The sequence below is a fragment of the Acetatifactor sp. genome (genome assembly GCF_982438285.1).
The window spans coordinates 1-15,768 of record NZ_CEWDFQ010000030.1 but is presented as its reverse complement, the minus strand read 5'-3'; the positions used below and the strand labels follow the sequence as shown (position 1 = coordinate 15,768).

19 protein-coding genes and 1 pseudogene are annotated in these 15,768 nt (G+C 51.1%); all 20 read right to left on the bottom strand.

Features of this window, described 5'->3' with window-relative positions; all coding sequences use genetic code 11:
• The coding region (locus tag AC1WIP_RS02865) for an EAL domain-containing protein (protein WP_481140388.1) at nucleotides 1-1,125 on the bottom strand (1,125 nt) is incomplete at its 3' end.
• A 150-nt stretch (nucleotides 1,126-1,275) separates the two neighbouring features.
• The gene (locus tag AC1WIP_RS02860; RefSeq protein ID WP_481140387.1) at nucleotides 1,276-1,551 is read right to left on the bottom strand and encodes a hypothetical protein; all 276 of its coding nucleotides are present in this window, start codon (nucleotides 1,549-1,551) and stop codon (nucleotides 1,276-1,278) included.
• Nucleotides 1,526-2,332 (bottom strand): ParA family protein, encoded by an 807-nt coding sequence (locus AC1WIP_RS02855; protein WP_481140386.1) that lies wholly within the window; start codon nucleotides 2,330-2,332, stop codon nucleotides 1,526-1,528. Before AC1WIP_RS02855 ends, AC1WIP_RS02860 begins: the two co-directional genes overlap by 26 nt.
• Complete coding sequence (locus AC1WIP_RS02850; RefSeq protein WP_481140385.1) at nucleotides 2,295-3,086, bottom strand: DeoR/GlpR family DNA-binding transcription regulator; 792 nt, start codon at nucleotides 3,084-3,086, stop codon at nucleotides 2,295-2,297. Before AC1WIP_RS02850 ends, AC1WIP_RS02855 begins: the two co-directional genes overlap by 38 nt.
• Nucleotides 3,087-3,098: 12 nt before the next feature.
• Complete coding sequence (locus AC1WIP_RS02845) at nucleotides 3,099-3,647, bottom strand: BMC domain-containing protein (protein ID WP_481140384.1); 549 nt, start codon at nucleotides 3,645-3,647, stop codon at nucleotides 3,099-3,101.
• A 68-nt stretch (nucleotides 3,648-3,715) separates the two neighbouring features.
• Entirely contained in the window at nucleotides 3,716-5,059 is a 1,344-nt protein-coding gene (locus AC1WIP_RS02840) for a 4Fe-4S dicluster domain-containing protein (RefSeq protein ID WP_481140383.1), read from the bottom strand.
• Between the two features lie 4 nt (nucleotides 5,060-5,063).
• Nucleotides 5,064-5,309: a EutN/CcmL family microcompartment protein gene (locus AC1WIP_RS02835; protein WP_481140382.1), complete on the bottom strand. Its 246-nt coding sequence runs from the start codon at nucleotides 5,307-5,309 to the stop codon at nucleotides 5,064-5,066.
• A 23-nt stretch (nucleotides 5,310-5,332) separates the two neighbouring features.
• Nucleotides 5,333-5,941, bottom strand: a complete 609-nt coding sequence (locus tag AC1WIP_RS02830) for a phosphate propanoyltransferase (protein WP_481140391.1) — start codon at nucleotides 5,939-5,941, stop codon at nucleotides 5,333-5,335.
• 65 nt (nucleotides 5,942-6,006) lie between these two features.
• Nucleotides 6,007-6,288, bottom strand: a complete 282-nt coding sequence (locus tag AC1WIP_RS02825; protein ID WP_318704682.1) for a BMC domain-containing protein — start codon at nucleotides 6,286-6,288, stop codon at nucleotides 6,007-6,009.
• An 83-nt stretch (nucleotides 6,289-6,371) separates the two neighbouring features.
• Nucleotides 6,372-6,707, bottom strand: coding sequence for a BMC domain-containing protein (locus AC1WIP_RS02820; protein ID WP_481140381.1), 336 nt, complete (start codon nucleotides 6,705-6,707; stop codon nucleotides 6,372-6,374).
• A gap of 23 nt (nucleotides 6,708-6,730) precedes the next feature.
• Nucleotides 6,731-7,006, bottom strand: a complete 276-nt coding sequence (locus AC1WIP_RS02815) for a BMC domain-containing protein (protein ID WP_318704680.1) — start codon at nucleotides 7,004-7,006, stop codon at nucleotides 6,731-6,733.
• Nucleotides 7,007-7,041: 35 nt separating this feature from the next.
• Nucleotides 7,042-7,356 (bottom strand): BMC domain-containing protein, encoded by a 315-nt coding sequence (locus AC1WIP_RS02810; protein ID WP_318704679.1) that lies wholly within the window; start codon nucleotides 7,354-7,356, stop codon nucleotides 7,042-7,044.
• A 15-nt stretch (nucleotides 7,357-7,371) separates the two neighbouring features.
• On the bottom strand, nucleotides 7,372-8,586 hold the full coding sequence (locus AC1WIP_RS02805) for a zinc-binding dehydrogenase (protein ID WP_481140380.1): 1,215 nt from the start codon (nucleotides 8,584-8,586) through the stop codon (nucleotides 7,372-7,374).
• 22 nt (nucleotides 8,587-8,608) lie between these two features.
• Nucleotides 8,609-9,997, bottom strand: a complete 1,389-nt coding sequence (locus tag AC1WIP_RS02800; RefSeq protein WP_481140379.1) for an aldehyde dehydrogenase family protein — start codon at nucleotides 9,995-9,997, stop codon at nucleotides 8,609-8,611.
• Nucleotides 9,988-10,524, bottom strand: coding sequence for a GlcG/HbpS family heme-binding protein (locus AC1WIP_RS02795; protein WP_481140390.1), 537 nt, complete (start codon nucleotides 10,522-10,524; stop codon nucleotides 9,988-9,990). The genes AC1WIP_RS02800 and AC1WIP_RS02795 overlap by 10 nt, the downstream gene beginning before the upstream one ends.
• A 3-nt stretch (nucleotides 10,525-10,527) precedes the next feature.
• Nucleotides 10,528-11,338 (bottom strand): annotated as a pseudogene (locus AC1WIP_RS02790) (class II aldolase/adducin family protein).
• A 131-nt stretch (nucleotides 11,339-11,469) separates the two neighbouring features.
• A complete protein-coding gene (locus AC1WIP_RS02785) occupies nucleotides 11,470-11,889 on the bottom strand; it encodes a EutP/PduV family microcompartment system protein (protein ID WP_481140389.1) in 420 nt (139 codons plus the stop codon).
• Between the two features lie 11 nt (nucleotides 11,890-11,900).
• On the bottom strand, nucleotides 11,901-12,260 hold the full coding sequence (locus AC1WIP_RS02780) for a BMC domain-containing protein (RefSeq protein ID WP_481140378.1): 360 nt from the start codon (nucleotides 12,258-12,260) through the stop codon (nucleotides 11,901-11,903).
• 33 nt (nucleotides 12,261-12,293) lie between these two features.
• Nucleotides 12,294-13,085: a glycyl-radical enzyme activating protein gene (locus AC1WIP_RS02775; protein WP_481140377.1), complete on the bottom strand. Its 792-nt coding sequence runs from the start codon at nucleotides 13,083-13,085 to the stop codon at nucleotides 12,294-12,296.
• A gap of 24 nt (nucleotides 13,086-13,109) precedes the next feature.
• Nucleotides 13,110-15,635: a glycyl radical protein gene (locus tag AC1WIP_RS02770; protein ID WP_481140376.1), complete on the bottom strand. Its 2,526-nt coding sequence runs from the start codon at nucleotides 15,633-15,635 to the stop codon at nucleotides 13,110-13,112.
• Nucleotides 15,636-15,768: the final 133 nt, after the last annotated feature.

Genomic DNA, 15,768 nt, shown 5'->3' with positions numbered 1-15,768 from the left:
CATAAAGTTAAGTGTCGAGTATCCAGCACCAAAATCATCCATGGAAATCACAAAGCCCTTGGATTTCAAAAACTTCATCCGCACATACATTCCCTCTTCATCCTCAAGGAAAGCACCTTCCGTCAGCTCCAGAGGCACATATCCAACCGGAACCTGATACTTTTCCTTCAGTCCCAGCAGAGTATCGCAGAGCCCCGTATCATAAGCATGAACCCGGGATACATTGACAGAGATGGGAACAAGATGCCGCTTTTTTTGCTGCAGACTTCCCAGATAAGAAAAGACACGCTCCCATATGTAGGCATCTACATTAATGATAAACCCATTTTTTTCCAAAACAGGAATAAACTCTCCCGGACTGATCATCCCCTTTTGGGGATGATTCCATCTCACCAGCGCTTCTCCGCCAACGATGCGTCCCGAGCGCATATCCACCTTAGGCTGTATGTACAATTCCAGCTCTCCCTCCTGCAGGGCAGAAACAATATCGTTTTCAACCTGGCGTTCACGAAGCTGGTGCCTTCTCATTTCGTCATCAAAAAAAGCATAGCTGGCAAAAACCTTCCCCTTAATGCTGTTCATGGCAATGACTGCGCAGTCCTTCAAATAGCTGATGGAGGGCTCCCTTTCAGCAGAGGTACTGATGCCAAAGGAGGGGAGAACCTTATACACAAAGGGAAATTCATCAATTTTTTTCTTTATGGAGAGCACAATGTCGACCAGCTCCTGCTTCTCTCCATAAGCCGTGCATATGCAAAAGACATCCGCCCTCACATGACACGCATAGGTATAAGGCCTTTCTTTCTCATAGGCTCCAAAGCAATCCGCGATAAACTTTAACAGCCTGTCCCCTTCAGACCTGCCGCAGAATTCATTCACAGCCTTGAACTGGGTGATATCCATCAAAATCACCCCGTACTGCAAATCAGGATTCTCCCGGATCATTTCCCCGCATAGGTAGAAGAAAGCTTTTAGATTATACAAATTTGTCAATGTGATCCGATTGCTTTCCACATTCTGCTGCGCCATCTTCCTGAGCGAATAAAGATAAAGCTCCATCTTGCCTGCATCCGTGGTCTGGGGAGAAACATTTATTACTTCGTCTTTTGCCTTCTGGTACCCCATACGTTTACCCTCACTGATTTCCGTATTGTTTTTTTCATTATACACTATGCTTTATTTTTTTTCCACTATTCCCTCACACCTGCTACAATAAAAAAACAGGTATGTTACGTCAGAATCAAACGCATCATACCTGTTTTCAGCAATGAAATCTCACAGAAGATATACCGGCAGCTCGTCTGTTATGCCGTAAATCTTCTGTTCCGTGCCCTTTCCTTCTCCGGCATTCTTCTTTCCCTCTGCGGCCCGGGCGGTTCTTGCCCCTTCCTTTTTCAGCGCTGCCTTCTTTGTCTGCACAGTTTTCTGTATTGCGATCTCCTGAGCAGCCGCTTCCGCCTTCTTTGTCTGCGCAGTCTCCTGGGCTGCAGTCTCCTTTGCGGCTCCCGCCGCCTTTGCCGCTCTCTTAATGCTGCCTGATCCTACGGGCATAATTATCTACCTCCTTCGCCAATTCCATATACTCCAATGCACTCCTTGCACTCTTTTTATAAGCGTACACCGGCCTGCTGTTGTCCTGGGCCCACTCTATCTCACTGTCCACCCGGATCACCGTGGAAAATACAGAAACCTCCTCAAAGGCCTTCAGGGCCTCTAAGGTCTGCCTGCCATAATTTTTTCTGGCGTCCAGCTTTGTGATCACCACACCCAGCAATGCAAGCCCGGGCGCAATCTTTTTCACATCCTCCAAAAATTCAAACATGTTGGCCACGCCGAACAGTCCCCAGGGGCTGGCCTCCACAGGCAGGATTACACCGTCCGAGGCACAGAGAATGTTTATCACCCAGCCGCCTAAGGTGGGCGGCGCATCTATGAGAATATAGTCGTATTCACAGCTTTCCCTTATCCCGGCAAGACAATTCTTTAAAATCATCTCTCTCTGCCATTTTGTAAACAGCTCGTATTCTATACCGCTCATCAAAGTGCTGGAAGGAATCAGGTCCAGATTTTCATAGGGGGTGGCTATCCTGTAATCGGAAAGGTCCTCCTGCTTTTTCACTCCATAATATAAATTTTTTTCTCCCGATGCAAGCTTTAGTACGTCCTCCTCGGAAAAAAAGGACAGGGAAAGGTTCATCTGCATATCGCCGTCTATCAAAAGTACCTTTTTCCCCAATAGAGATAGAGAATATCCTATGTTGGCGCAGGTGGTGGTCTTTCCGCTGCCTCCCTTGTTATTGGCAAACGCCAGTATCCTGGTCATCTTCCCCATAAATACACGCAATTCCTTTCTCCGCAAAGTAAGCCATCCACTCTGCCGACGGCTTTTTGTCCGTCACCACCATATCAATGCTTGTCAGCTCACAAATATGAGAGAACGCTACATTATTGAATTTTGTATGGTCTACCGCCAGAATCCTCTGCTTTGCAGCTTTCAGCATCGCCTGCTTTACCTGGGAAAACATTTCATTGGCATCCGTGATCCCCTTTTCCAGGTCAAGCCCCTTACAGGAGAGAATCGCCTTATCCGCGTTAAAGCAGGAAATGCCCTCCACCGCTCTTGGGCCCACCAATGCAAGATAATTTTCCCGAAGCGTTCCCCCGGTTGAAATCACATCCCAGCCACTCACGTCGGAGAGCTCCACAAGCACCTCGATAGAATTGGTGATCACCGTAAGACGTTTTCTGTTCTTCAAAGCCTTCACAATGGCCACCGCCGTAGTGCTGGGATCCAAAATAATATGCTCGCCGTCCGCCACCAGCTCCTCCACCAGCCTCGCAATCAGCTGTTTGCCCCGCATGTTTCGTTTCTTACGAATATTAAAGGGCATATCAATCCCGCTGTTTTCATTCAATATGGCGCCGCCGTAGCTCTTTGTGGCCAGCCCTTCCTTATCCAGCTTATCCAAATCCCGCCTGATAGTCTCCTCCGATACGCCAAACAATGCGCTCAGTTCACTGACGACCACCTTTTTCTCTTCCTGGAGCTTTTCCAAAATCAGATTTCTTCTCTCAACTGCAAGCATCCCAAAGCCCTCCTACAAAATCGATTTGCATATCTGGGGATCCGGATGGGCGATCACAGAGGAATCCAGATACATTCCGCCCTCAGCCGCCGCCCCCTTCGCCTTTTCTATGGCCGCCGTCACCGCAGAGACCTCCCCACACAAAAACACATAGGACTTTCCGCACATTCCCTTTGCAATGCGCAGCTCAATCAGCTCCACCTGTGCAGTTTTGGCCGCTGCATCCGCCGCCACAATAATGGCCGCCGCATCGTAGGTCTCCAGGATGCCCAGAGAGCTGATCTCTTCAATCTGTGTGGTTCCATAAATGGCCGGAAAGATGCCGTCGTGGGGGTTGCCCAGCACGAAGCTGTCTATCAGCTGCTCCTGATACTGCGTTTTCGCAGCTGCCACCGCAGCCTCCACAGCACTTAAATTGCCCGTGATAATAGCAATGTATTTGCCAGGGCACACTGTCTGTGCCTCCACCAGCTCCACGGCAGCCGCCTTCACCATGGTGTCCGTGGCCGTCACGCCAGTGGAAACTGTCTTAAATTCAACCATCCCTATGGCTCTGCTCATAGAATGCCTCTCCTTTTCTGTTGTTGATCCTTTTTTGTTGTCGGTTCCCTTTCGGTTTCATTCTGTTTTTATCCGGCTGCTATCACGATAAAGTCCTTCTCCACTCTCTGGACCACCCCGTCGATGGAGGCGTGGATCGCCACGCTCAAGCCCTTTCCCGGCTGTGCGATCACATCTTTTTTATGCACCACATCTCCCACGTTCACCACAGGCACTGCCGGAGCTCCGATGTGCTGGCTCAACAAAATTCTTACCTTTTTCACAGGGGAATGTTCCTCTGCATAGGCATCCTCCACAAGGGGTGCCTCCCCATCATATTGGGAAAGCCCCAGTCGGGCCGCAAGACGCGCCTCCGGCACCCTCCGATATTCTCTGCTCTCCTCAACCGGCGCAGGCTTTATATCCCCGGGAGCCTTCACACCCGTCTTGCGAAGCCCCGCCTTATATTCCGCGATCAGGGTTCTGGGAGAAAGAGACTGGGGACAGGAATACATTTCACAAAGTCCGCAGGAGCTGCAAAACATAGTGTCCAAGAACACATTTAATTCCTGAAAATCCTGATTGGCAGCGCTTCTCATAAATTTATGAGGTTCTATGGGATGTCCCAGCGCATGTCTGGGACATAGATCCGTACAGGTCTGGCACTGACAGCAGGCCGACGCCGCCCGCTTTAAGTCAATAGCCGTATTATGCTGCTTTTTCTGTATCAGAGTATGGGTTTTGTCCAGCACAATAATGGCATTTGTGGTTTTGGTCACCACATCCTCCCCCAGACAGAGATTTCCCATCATGGGGCCGCCTGCCAAAAAGGCCGGATCCTTCACCAGAATTTCTCCTGCGCACGCAACGGTTTTTGCAATGGTGGTTCCCAAAGGCACCCGCACCGTCACAGGATGCTCCACCTCTCCCACAACCGTCACCAGCTTATCCACCACCGGAGTGTTTTCCTTAATTGCACAGTACACATTGTAAACTGTTTCCACATTAAACACAGCCACTCCCTCCTCAATGGGAAGTCCTCCCGGCCGGATCACTCGTCCGGTGGCCTCGTAAATCAAAACCACCTCATCCCCCATGGGGTATGCACCGGCAAGCAGCTGTATCCGCATATTTGGATAAGCGTCTATATATCTATGTAAAGCTTCCAAGGTTGCCTTGTATTCTTCCTTTATGCCGATGACCGCCTCTTTTGCGCCCACCGTTTCCGCAATCTGCGCAAATGCCCAGAGAATTTCCTCCGCCTTCTGTTCCAGAAGCTGTCTGTGCAGCTTTAAAAGAGGCTCGCATTCCGCGCAGTTCATGATAATAATCTCCGCCCGTTCATCCAGCTTTGCATAGGTGGGAAAGCCGGCGCCTCCGGCGCCGACTATCCCGTTTTCCTGCAAAATCTGTTTTAACACCTGAATTTCCATACGTTTATTCCTCGTCCACAATTCCTACCACAGCCGCATCCACAGGAGCCTGCTCCATACCTACTCTGGCAGCGCTTCCCATTGCCACCAGAACAGTTTCTCCAATACCTGCCCCGATATTGTCAATTGCCACAAACCTTCCGGAAGCCGCCATGTTTTCTATTGGTTCGATCACCATAAACTTATTTCCAATCAGGTTTTCACTCTTCCGGGTGGAAACGATACTTCCTACTACTCTTCCGATGATCATAGTCTGTCTCTCCTGTCCCAGGGTCACAAAATCGTAACCAGATCGCCTGTCTTTATTTTGCAGGCATTGGCTTCATCTGTATCAATGTGCATTTCCAGGGTAAAGCTTTCATCCACCCGGATCTTCACATGATTAAATACAGTGCCTCTCTCATTTTCCGCCTTTACGGAGACCATGTCGCCGTCCTTATGGCCGCAGGCCGCCGCATCTGCCGGCGACATATGAATATGGCGCATAGCGATGATGCAGCCCTCTTTTAAGTAGATAACGCCTTTGGGCCCTACCACTGCAACGGGAGCGCTGCCTGCTATGTCCCCGGACTCCCGGACCGGAACCGCAACTCCCAGCTTTATGGCATCCGTTGCAGATATCTCCAGCTGGGAGGCCTTGCGCACCGGCCCTAAAACCCTGACATTTTCAATGGCCCGAAGCTTTAACCCCACCACGGTCACTGTCTCGTTTGCCGCAAACTGGCCTCCCATGAGCTCCTTCTTTTTGGTAAGCTCATAGCCTTCTCCAAACAGAGCCTCCACATGCTCCTTGGTCAGGTGGATATGCCTGGCGGAAACACCCACAGGCACCTGAAACCCGTTCTTTTTTTCTTCCATTCGGTTCAGTGTCTGAATCACCATTTTGGTAATCATTTCAACCGTCTGCTGTTCCACCGTCTCACCTCATTTTCTTTCTGCCTTTTTCCTTACGCCTTTACCTTGGGCAGAATCATCTCAACATCGGTATGAGGGCGGGGAATTACATGGGTAGCCACCAGCTCTCCCAGTCTGCTTGCGCTGGCAGAGCCCGCCTCTACAGATGACTTCACAGCTCCTACATCGCCGCGTACCATTACGGTCACCAGACCGGAGCCGATCTTCTCCGTTCCCACTAAAGTTACGTTTGCCGCCTTGCACATTGCGTCTGCAGCCTCAATTGCTGCCACCAGACCTCTTGTTTCAACCATTCCCAATGCTTCCTGTGCCATTTTAAAATCCTCCTGTTTTTTGAATTCTTTTATACTGTTTTATGATTTTGAGGAAGCCCCGTCATTTTTATGACATAAGGCTCCTATACTTCCTGTATGGTCTGCTCATCCAGCACATCAAAATTTTGTCCCTTTTTGAATCTGCTTGCGCTTAAGTCTACCAGGCGCAGAATTTCCTTGTGCGGATTTGCAATTACTCCTGACGCTGCCGGCTTTTTTATGGCGTTTTGGGACGCCGTTTCCACCGCCTGCGTCACTGCTGCCACATCGCCCCGGACAATTATGGTGACGAGGCGGCCTCCCAGCTTTCTCTCCCAGGTTGCCAGTTCCACGTCGGATGTCTTACACATAATATCCAGTGCATCTATTGCGGCTGCAACTCCTGATATTTCAATAAAGCCTAACGATGTCCCTTTCATGAGCCAGCTCCTTTAGCATCCTTTTAAATATGGGGAAGAATCTTTTCCACGTCCGAATGAGGTCTGGGAATCACATGAGCAGCTACCAGCTCTCCCAGTCTGCTTGCCGCTGCGGAGCCGCTCTCCACGGAAGCCTTCACAGCTCCCACATCGCCGCGCACCATTACGGTTACCAGACCGGAGCCGATCTTTTCCGTTCCCACCAAGGTAACCTCCGCAGACTTTGTCATCGCATCCGCAGCCTCGATGGCAGCTGTCAGTCCTCTTGTTTCAACCATTCCTAATGCTTCCTGTGCCATAATGTTCTCCTTTCCTATTGGCAAAACTTGATCTTCTAATTTTTATCAAATGCGTTTAGCTTCAGCATCTTTTCTGTGTCAGAGGTGGGCCTTGGGATAATATGCTTCTGCACCACTCCCGTAAGGGAACGGGCCATCCTCTCCCCCGCCTCCATGGCGGCTTCCACGTCCGCCACCGTTCCTCTGAATTTGATCGTCACCAGTAAAGGTACCGGCAGCGAATCTGCATTTGCAGGTTTGTTTTTATCAAAGGTTTCCAGTCTCACGTCTGCGGCCTTACATCCGGCGTCCGCCGCCATAAATGCGCAGGTCAGCCCGTACACCTCCAAAATTCCTACCGCCTCTTCCATAATGCCGTCTCCAAATTATTGATTGATAATCGCGATCTTAAGTCCCGTCATAGCCAGATTGGTTCGATGGGCTTCATTGATCTGTTCCAGAGGGAAGGTATCCGTGATCAGCTCATCCATGGGCAGGCCGATCTTCTTTGCACTCTTTAAAAATTCAAAGGTGGTAGCGTAGTCCCTCAGGGTATATACCCAGGATCCCACCATGGTAAGCTCCTTGGAGCAGATATCAAAGTGGGGATTTATGGTAGCGTCCCCGCCGTTAATGAAAAAGCCCAGCTCACAGAGTCCGCCGCCATTTCGCACAAATTTATAAATATTGGAATGTCCCGCAGGAGAGCCTGTGCACTGGAAAGCGAAATCGGCCAAATGTCCGCCCAATCTGCTCTTTACGCCTTCTGTCAAGGCTTCAATTCCCTTGTAATCCTTAAAATTCACAGTCTCGCTGGCTCCAAGCCTCCTTGCAAAATCAAGGCGCTTCTGCTCTCCATCCACCGCCACGATGTCGTTGATTCCCATAGTCCTTAAGATGGCAATGCAGATCAGTCCGATAGGCCCGCAGCCCTGTACCACAACTCTGCTGTTGAAGCGAAGGATTCCCGTGCTCTTAGCCCTCTCCACCGCATGAATCAGCACCGCACAGGGTTCGATCAGGATTCTGGAATACAAATCCAGATCGCTTACGTTAAACACCGTGGAACCGCCCCGGATAAATATGTAATCCGAAAACCATCCGTTGAAATGCACCTCGTCGTCGGGAAGCAGTCCGTATACGTCGGCGCCGCCCACATTCTGCTTGTTTAAATCAAACATGGTGATTTCAGGATCATCCTTGAAGATCATGCAGGTAACCACCTTATCCCCAAGCTTTAAGTCCTTTCCAGCACTGTCCTTCTTTACGTTCTTTCCCATCTTTACGATCTCGCCTGTGCCCTCATGGCCAAGCGCTACCGGAATCAGGCCGAAGGGGTCTTTCTTAAATTCATGAGCGTCTGTTCCACAGATGCCGCAGCCCTCCACCTTTACCAGAATATCATCATCCCCCACCTCAGGTAAAGGGAATTCCTTGATTTCGTAATGTTCTAAATCTGTAAGCATTGCCACCCGGGCCGTCTTTGGAAGTTCCGAAGTCTTCCCGACGCTGCCAGAGGGCGCTGCCGCGGCACCATTCCCCGCCATATTGGCCAGCACCTGCTTTACAATCTCTTCTATGTTTGCCTTATTTGCGTCCATAGCTGTCTGACACTCCTTTCTGTTATCGTATGCAAAGGCTGTCGGCCATAACGCACCTTCTGCTCTTGGTGAAGGTTTTTGTGCTGGTAAGCCCCTCGCCGGTACGGCTTGCAATGGTAAAGGTGCAGTAGCCCTCTCCGCCAAAGCCCAGCGCCGCGTAGGAGGGCGCGTTCTTCACCAGAATTGCCGTATCTATTTCCCTTGCATATTTTGTGATATTATCAATGTTTTTGGAATGAATATGAGCGGAATGCCGGTTGCCGTGTTCCAGCCACACCGCCTTCTCAATAGCGTCATCAATGTCCTTTGCCCGGACCATGCCTAAAATCGGCATCATCAGCTCCTCTGCAATCAGGGGATGCTCCTTCTCTCCTTCAAATACAATACAGCGGATATTGTCCGGCACAGTTACGCCGATCATGCCAAGCAGGGTTTTTGCGTCCCGGCCCACGCACTTACGGTTCAGTCCCTTTGGCGTAAGCACGGTTTTTACCAATCTGTCCTGCTCCTCTTTGGAGATGAGATAGCATCCCTGCTCCTGTATCATATAATTCATCAGCTCATCGGCGATGGCCTCCACCGCAACGATCTCCTTTTCCGCAATACAGGGCAGGTTGTTGTCAAAGGTGCACCCGTTTACAATATCCTGGGCCGCCTTGCGCACATCCGCCGTCTCGTCCACCACTGCGGGAGGATTCCCCGCTCCGGCGCCGATGCCCCGCTTTCCCGAGGAAAGCACTGCCGTCACTACACCGGGACCGCCGGTTGCGGCAATCAGGGGAATATCCTTGTGCTTCATCATAATATTACTGGTCTCAAGGGTGGGCTTTTCCACAGTGCATGCCACATTGTCCGGGCCGCCCGCCTCTATGGAGGCCTCGTTGATGAGATTTAACGCAAAGATAGAGGTTTTGATGGCCTGGGGATGGGGGTTAAACACCACCGTATTCCCCGCAGCGATCATACCGATGGAGTTACATAAAACGGTCTCGCTTGGGTTGGTACAGGGTGTGATAGCTCCAATCACCCCAAAGGGCCCCATCTCGATCAAGGTAAGCCCTCTGTCTCCGGACCAGGCTGTAGTCTGCAGATCCTCCGTCCCCGGCGTTTTATCCGCCACAAGATGATGCTTCAAAATTTTATGTCCCACGTTGCCCATTCCCGTCTCATTGACAGCCATTCTGGCCAGCGTCTCCGCATTCTCATGGGTTTTCCTGCGGATATTACTGATTATTTTTTCTCTCTGGTCAAGGGACATTCTGCGGATTATGGCCTGCGCCTTTTTTGCAGCCTCTATGGCTTCGTTCATATCGGAAAACACGCCCCGGCTCTTTGCCGCCGGTTCCGATATCTTTAACTGCGCCACCACCTCCTGCACAATATCCTGTACCAGATTTTCATTTACAAGCACGCAATTACCTCCTCAAAAACGGCCTTACCGTAGGCTGCCAGCTCCGTGTCCTGTCTTGCAGTCCCGCCGCTGACGCCCAGAGCGCCGATTATTTCCCCATTTTGCTCCAAAAGCTCTCCGCCGCCAAAGATGACGATTCTTCCCTGATTGGTAAACTGAATGCCATAGAGGGATTCCCCGGGGGTACTCAGCCTGCCCAGCTTTTCCGTGGACATTTGGAACGCTATGGAGGTATAGGTTTTATTTAAGGCCACGTCGAAGCTTCCTATGTAAGCGCCGTCCATGCACTGCACTGCAACCGGATGGCCTGCGGCATCGCTCACCGCCGTCACCACGCGCATATTCCACTGGGCCGCCCGCTCTTGAACCTTTTCAATAAGCTTAAGCGCCAGCTCTAATGTCATCCTTGTGCAATGCGCCGTTTCCTCCCGGGGTGCCTTCTTCTGTGCCGACTGCGTTTCTTTTCCGCCTGCACTCCTCTGCCTTATGACCTCTCTGACAATTTCTTCCACTTGCCTGTCATCCATCATTTATTTTCCCAGCTGCTCTAATACCTTCTTTGTGATCTCCGCTACAAGCTCAGGGGAAGCAGCTTTGCCCGCCCCGCTTTCACCTGCGCAGCCGCCTGCACAGGTATGGCAGCTTGGTTTGCCCTCCTTTAAATTCTGACAAAGATTTGCAGGATGGCGGCCCTTCATGCCAAACTGTCTCCTGATCTCATACAAATCCTCCACCTGCTGTGGTGTAAACTCCTTGGGGCCTCCCAGCATCTTGGACTGATATAAAAGCTGCGCATAAAACTCCACGGATTCCATTTTCATATAAGCGTTCAAAAGAGAATCCGAGTAGGTAAGAGCGCCGTGATTTTCCAAGAGCACTGCGTCAAAATACTGCACATACTCCGATACTGCATCGGGTATCTCCATGGTGGAGGGTCTTCCGTATTTCGCGATGGGAACGCAGCCAAGAGCGATCACCGCCTCGGGCATAATGGGCTGTGTGAGAGGAATGCCTGCGATGGCAAAGCTGGTGGCGTACACGGGGATGGGCATGTACCACCGCATTTACATCCGGTCTTTCCTGATACACTCTCATGTGCATTTTGATCTCGGAGGAGGGCTTGAAGCTGCCGTTTGCCTGAATCACATTGCCGTCTGCATCCACCTTGCAGATATACTCCGGGGTCATAAAGCCCTTGGATACCCCTGTGGGCGTGCACAAAAATTCATTGTCGCTTAATTTTACGGAAATATTGCCGTCGTTTGCGGCAACCATATTCCTGTTATAAATCCTCTTTCCAATGTCGCAAATCTGTTTTTTGATTTCATACTCGTTTTGCATTTCCAAAACCTCCTGAGCGTTTTTGTTGTTTCTTGCTTCATTATAGAGCCAAATACCACATAAGTCAACATAATTATTGGTGTTTTTGTTGTTTATTTTTGTTTTTTTGGCAAAACTGCCATGAAATCCCCTCACGCTTCTCCCAGATACTCAAGCAGCTCTTCCACCCCTTCTCCCGTGACGGAATCCACAAAAAAGATTTTTTTGCAGCCCGCATTTCTAAGCCAGCTCTCCGCCCGCCTCACATTGGCATTTTTGTCGTGTATCTTGGTGACGATGCCGATCACCTGTCTGTTTACCATGCAGGTGATATTGGGCGGGAACAGCGTATAGGGCTCCGTGGCCGCCGCCAAAAGCCCCACCACATCCGCCTCATAGGCGTAAAGAGCCAGGGCATAGCCCAGATGGTGGGTCTGCGCATATTCGCCGGGTGTATCAATGATAATATCCTCATAATGTATGTACTGGGTTTTATAATATTGTATCTTTTCCCTGGAAAGCGCCTGTTTCAAGGTTGTCTTGCCGCTCTCGCTGCGGCCTATCAATATCATCCTCTTCACCGTCAGGTCCTCGTTATCCCGCAGACGGTATATTTCAGTTCATCCCTCACATAGGAAAGGATAGCCGCCTCGGAAGCCTCCACCTCGGACACTGTGCCGGAGATGATCAGGGAGCCGCTGAAGCGGTCCACAAAGCCCAGTTCAACAGCCGCAGCCTTCATGGCCACATCCGCCATAATAATGGCCGTCTCTGCAGGAGAGACCGTAAGTATGCCGATAGCCGCCCTGGCATAGTCCACGCTTGGGTCAAGCCCAAGCTTTTCATAGAGCACAGGATCCGGATTGGCAATGATATGCGCCAGCGTGATCTGCTTTCCGGGCACCAGCTCCTGCACAATGCGCTGTTTCTTCGATTCATCCATAAAATCCAAATCGCCACCACCTTTCCTTTCATCTTAACCGCCAATGTGGCACCGAAGCCCTGTGGACGTCTCCACCATTTTTTTCAATGTCTCCATATGCTCCGGCGCCGGCGGCAGAATCTCCGCCAGCTCATAGGTACGTCCCAATCCCTCATATTTGTCCTGCCCCAGTCTGTGATAAGGCAGAAGATAAATATCCTCCACGCCGGGAAGCCGATCCGCAAACAGCGCAATGTCCCGGATTTCCTCGGGCGTGTCATTGAATGTAGGGATCACGGGCACTCGGATGCTGAGCCTGGTCTGCCCGGAGGCTGCGATCTTTTTCGCATTTTCCAGCATCAGCTCATTGCCCCTTCCGGTAAACGCCTCATGCTTTTTTGCGTTGGTGTGCTTGATATCAAGCAGATAATGGTCCAGATAGGGAAGGAGCCTTTCTATGGTTTCATAGGGAGCGCAGCCCATGCTTTCCATAGCGGTGTTTATGCCCGTCTCACAGGCTGCGCGCAGCAGGCCGCAGGCAAATTCCGGCTGGCAGAGGCTTTCGCCCCCGGAGAGGGTGAGCCCTCCGCCGGATCGCCTGTAGTAAATCCGGTCCTTTTCCACAACCTCCATGACTTCCCGCACGGTGACGTCCTGCCCTATTATCTTTTTCTTCCCGGCCACCATCATTTCCTGGATTTTGTATTCCTGGGATTCCGGATTACAGCACCATTTACAGCGCAGCACACAGCCCTTCAAAAAGCAGATGGTCCGAATGCCCTCTCCATCATGGATGGAGTACCGCTGGATATCAAAAATTCTTCCTTTCGTCTCCCAAAAAGACATGTTGCTTCCTCCCAAGATCCTGTATTAAAGGCCCTGCTCGGTCCGGCGGATAATGTCATCCTGCAAGGATTTCGACAGGGTGGTGAACAATGCGCTGTAGCCCGCTACGCGCACCACCAGATGGGCATATTTTTCCGGATGGGCCTGGGCGTCTAAAAGCGTCTCCCTGTCCACCACGTTAAACTGCATATGGCTTCCCTTCTGGTCAAAATAAGTCTGAATCAGGGCCACAAAATTTTCCAGCCCCCTTTCGCCGCTTAAGGCCGTGGGATGGAATTTCTGATTGAACAAGGTGCCGTTGGAGGCGATTCCATGATCCAGCTTGGATACAGAATTTGCCGCCGCCGTAGGCCCGTGGACATCCTTGCCTGCCGAGGGAGAAACGCCGTCCGCCACCGGAGCATGAGCCAGACGTCCGTCCGGAGTCGCCCCGGTCTGGGCGCCTAAGGGCACATTAGCGGACACCGGATAAAGTCCAGCCTGGAATTGTCCCCCTCTGGGATTTCTATATTTTAAAAGCGGCCTGGTGTAGGTGTATGCCACATCTCTGGCAAACATATCCACCTCTTCGTTGTCGTTTCCGTATTTGGGAACCTGACTGATCATTTCCAAAAGCTCTTCGTAACGCTTTTTTTCCTGATCGGGCAGCTTTGTTTCCATGACCTGAACCACCATTTCCGCAATCTGCTCCTGGCTCACCGTCATTCCCGCCTTCTGCATTTCCTTTACAATTTCCGTGACAATCTCTGCAGCGCTGATCTGGTCAAAGCCCTGTCCGTAATTCATGGCAAGCGCTCTCTTATATCCCGCCAGGGTCACCTTCTTTTCGTCAAAGACAAGCTTCTTGACAGCGTAAAGAGAATCAGCCATGTTGGCGATGCCAAAGCCCTGGGGACCTGTAAAGTTATAAACCGCGCCGCCCTCCTGCACGCTCTTTCCCCGGGCGATACAGTCGTCCACCATGCTGGACAAAAAGGGCAGCGGACACCTTGTAGCATGGGCCGTATCAATGGCGTTGTCCGCATTTACCAAAAGCGATATCTGATATTCCATCTGCTTTTTGTAGGCGTCATAAAAATCCTCGAAGGTAGTCATATCCTCTACCCGTCCGGTCTGTATGCTTATCCTTTCTCCCTTGTCATATCCGTTGGAAAAGACCAGCTCCAGGGGCCGGCACATATTGAAAAACGCGGCGTCATGCCAGCCGTCCGTCTTTCCCGCCTTCTGGGGCTCCACACAGCCGATGATATTGTATTCCCTGGCGTCCTCTAAGGTAAGTCCTCTGCTCATCAGGGAGGGAATGATCACCTCGTCATTATAGTAGGCCGGAAGCCCGATGCCCGTCCTGGTCAAATCCGCAGCTTTCAGCAAAAGCGCATGGGGCGATTTGTTCCACACACGGATGGAGAGAGAGGGCTGGGGCAGGAACACATGCTTGGAGGCCGTAATGCACATGAAGGACAGATCATTGGTCACGTCCACCCCATCCTTGTCCTGGCCTCCCACAATCAGATTCTGGAACAGGCTGTAGCCCGCAAAGCCCTCTGCGCTGGCTGCATCCCGGCACTTGTTCAGGTCATTGAGCTTCACCCAGATACAGTCTATCAGCTCCTGGGCCTGCTGTCTGGTGATTTTGCCGCTGTCCAAGTCCCGCTTGTAATAGGGATACATATATTGGTCGAAGCGGCCTGGAGAAATGGAATGTCCGCTGGATTCTATCTGCAGAAGCTGCTGCACAAACCAAAAGCTCTGGCATGCCTCATAAAAGCTTTCCGCCCCCTTTGCCGGCACCCTTTTACAGTTTGCCGCAATCTGCAAAAGCTCCTCTTTTCTTTTACGGTCGGCGCACTCTGCCGCCATCTTTTCCGCCAGGGCCCCATACCTTTGGGCATACTCTATGGCGGCCCGGCAGCTGATCACCACCGCCTTTAGAAAAGGAGCCCTGGTGCAGTAGTCCGCATCTGCAGGACTGCATTTTGCAAGGGCAGCCTCCGTCTGGGCAATAATGCCCTCATAGCCTACGGCAAGCACCTTCTCATACTGGACGGTCACATGTCCCACGCCATTGTAAAAATAGTTCCCCGGGGTAAAAATATTATGTGCGATGGCCTTTCGGGTCTCAGGGGTCATCAGATTTTCTGCAAGATCACTGGTTGTCTTATTCTTCCAGTAGGCGTCCGCCTCCCTAAGCTCCCGCTTGGTCTGCTCAGATATGTAAAAAGGATCCGCACTTCTGTGCTCTACGGTGTCGAACTCCTCCTCCAGCCATTTGTAGGAATATTCCGGATAAGTCTGACAGCCCCTTGGCGCTATGGTGGTGCTTCCCACGATCAGCTCTTCCTCTCTGATAATGATAGGCAGATGACGCAGGATGTGCTCAAATGCCTTGGCCCGGCGCAAAATAATGGGCAGGCCTTCCGTGCTTTGATAGGATTCCGTAATCAGCCTTGCCCTGGCTGACTCTATCTCCGGCATTTTGGCAAACAAATGCTTTACCAGCCTGGGAATCCTCTCTGTCTTTGGAATTTCCTCAGTATAATATTTTTCCATCCGTTCTCCTTTCCCAATGCCGGACTTTTCCGGCCCCGTGTTTCTTATAAGCTCTTCTATGACTTGCCTGGATTCTTCCTTTTATCCGGTCTGTACACGATAGCTTTATTATATTCCCGGCGCTGTGGAATGT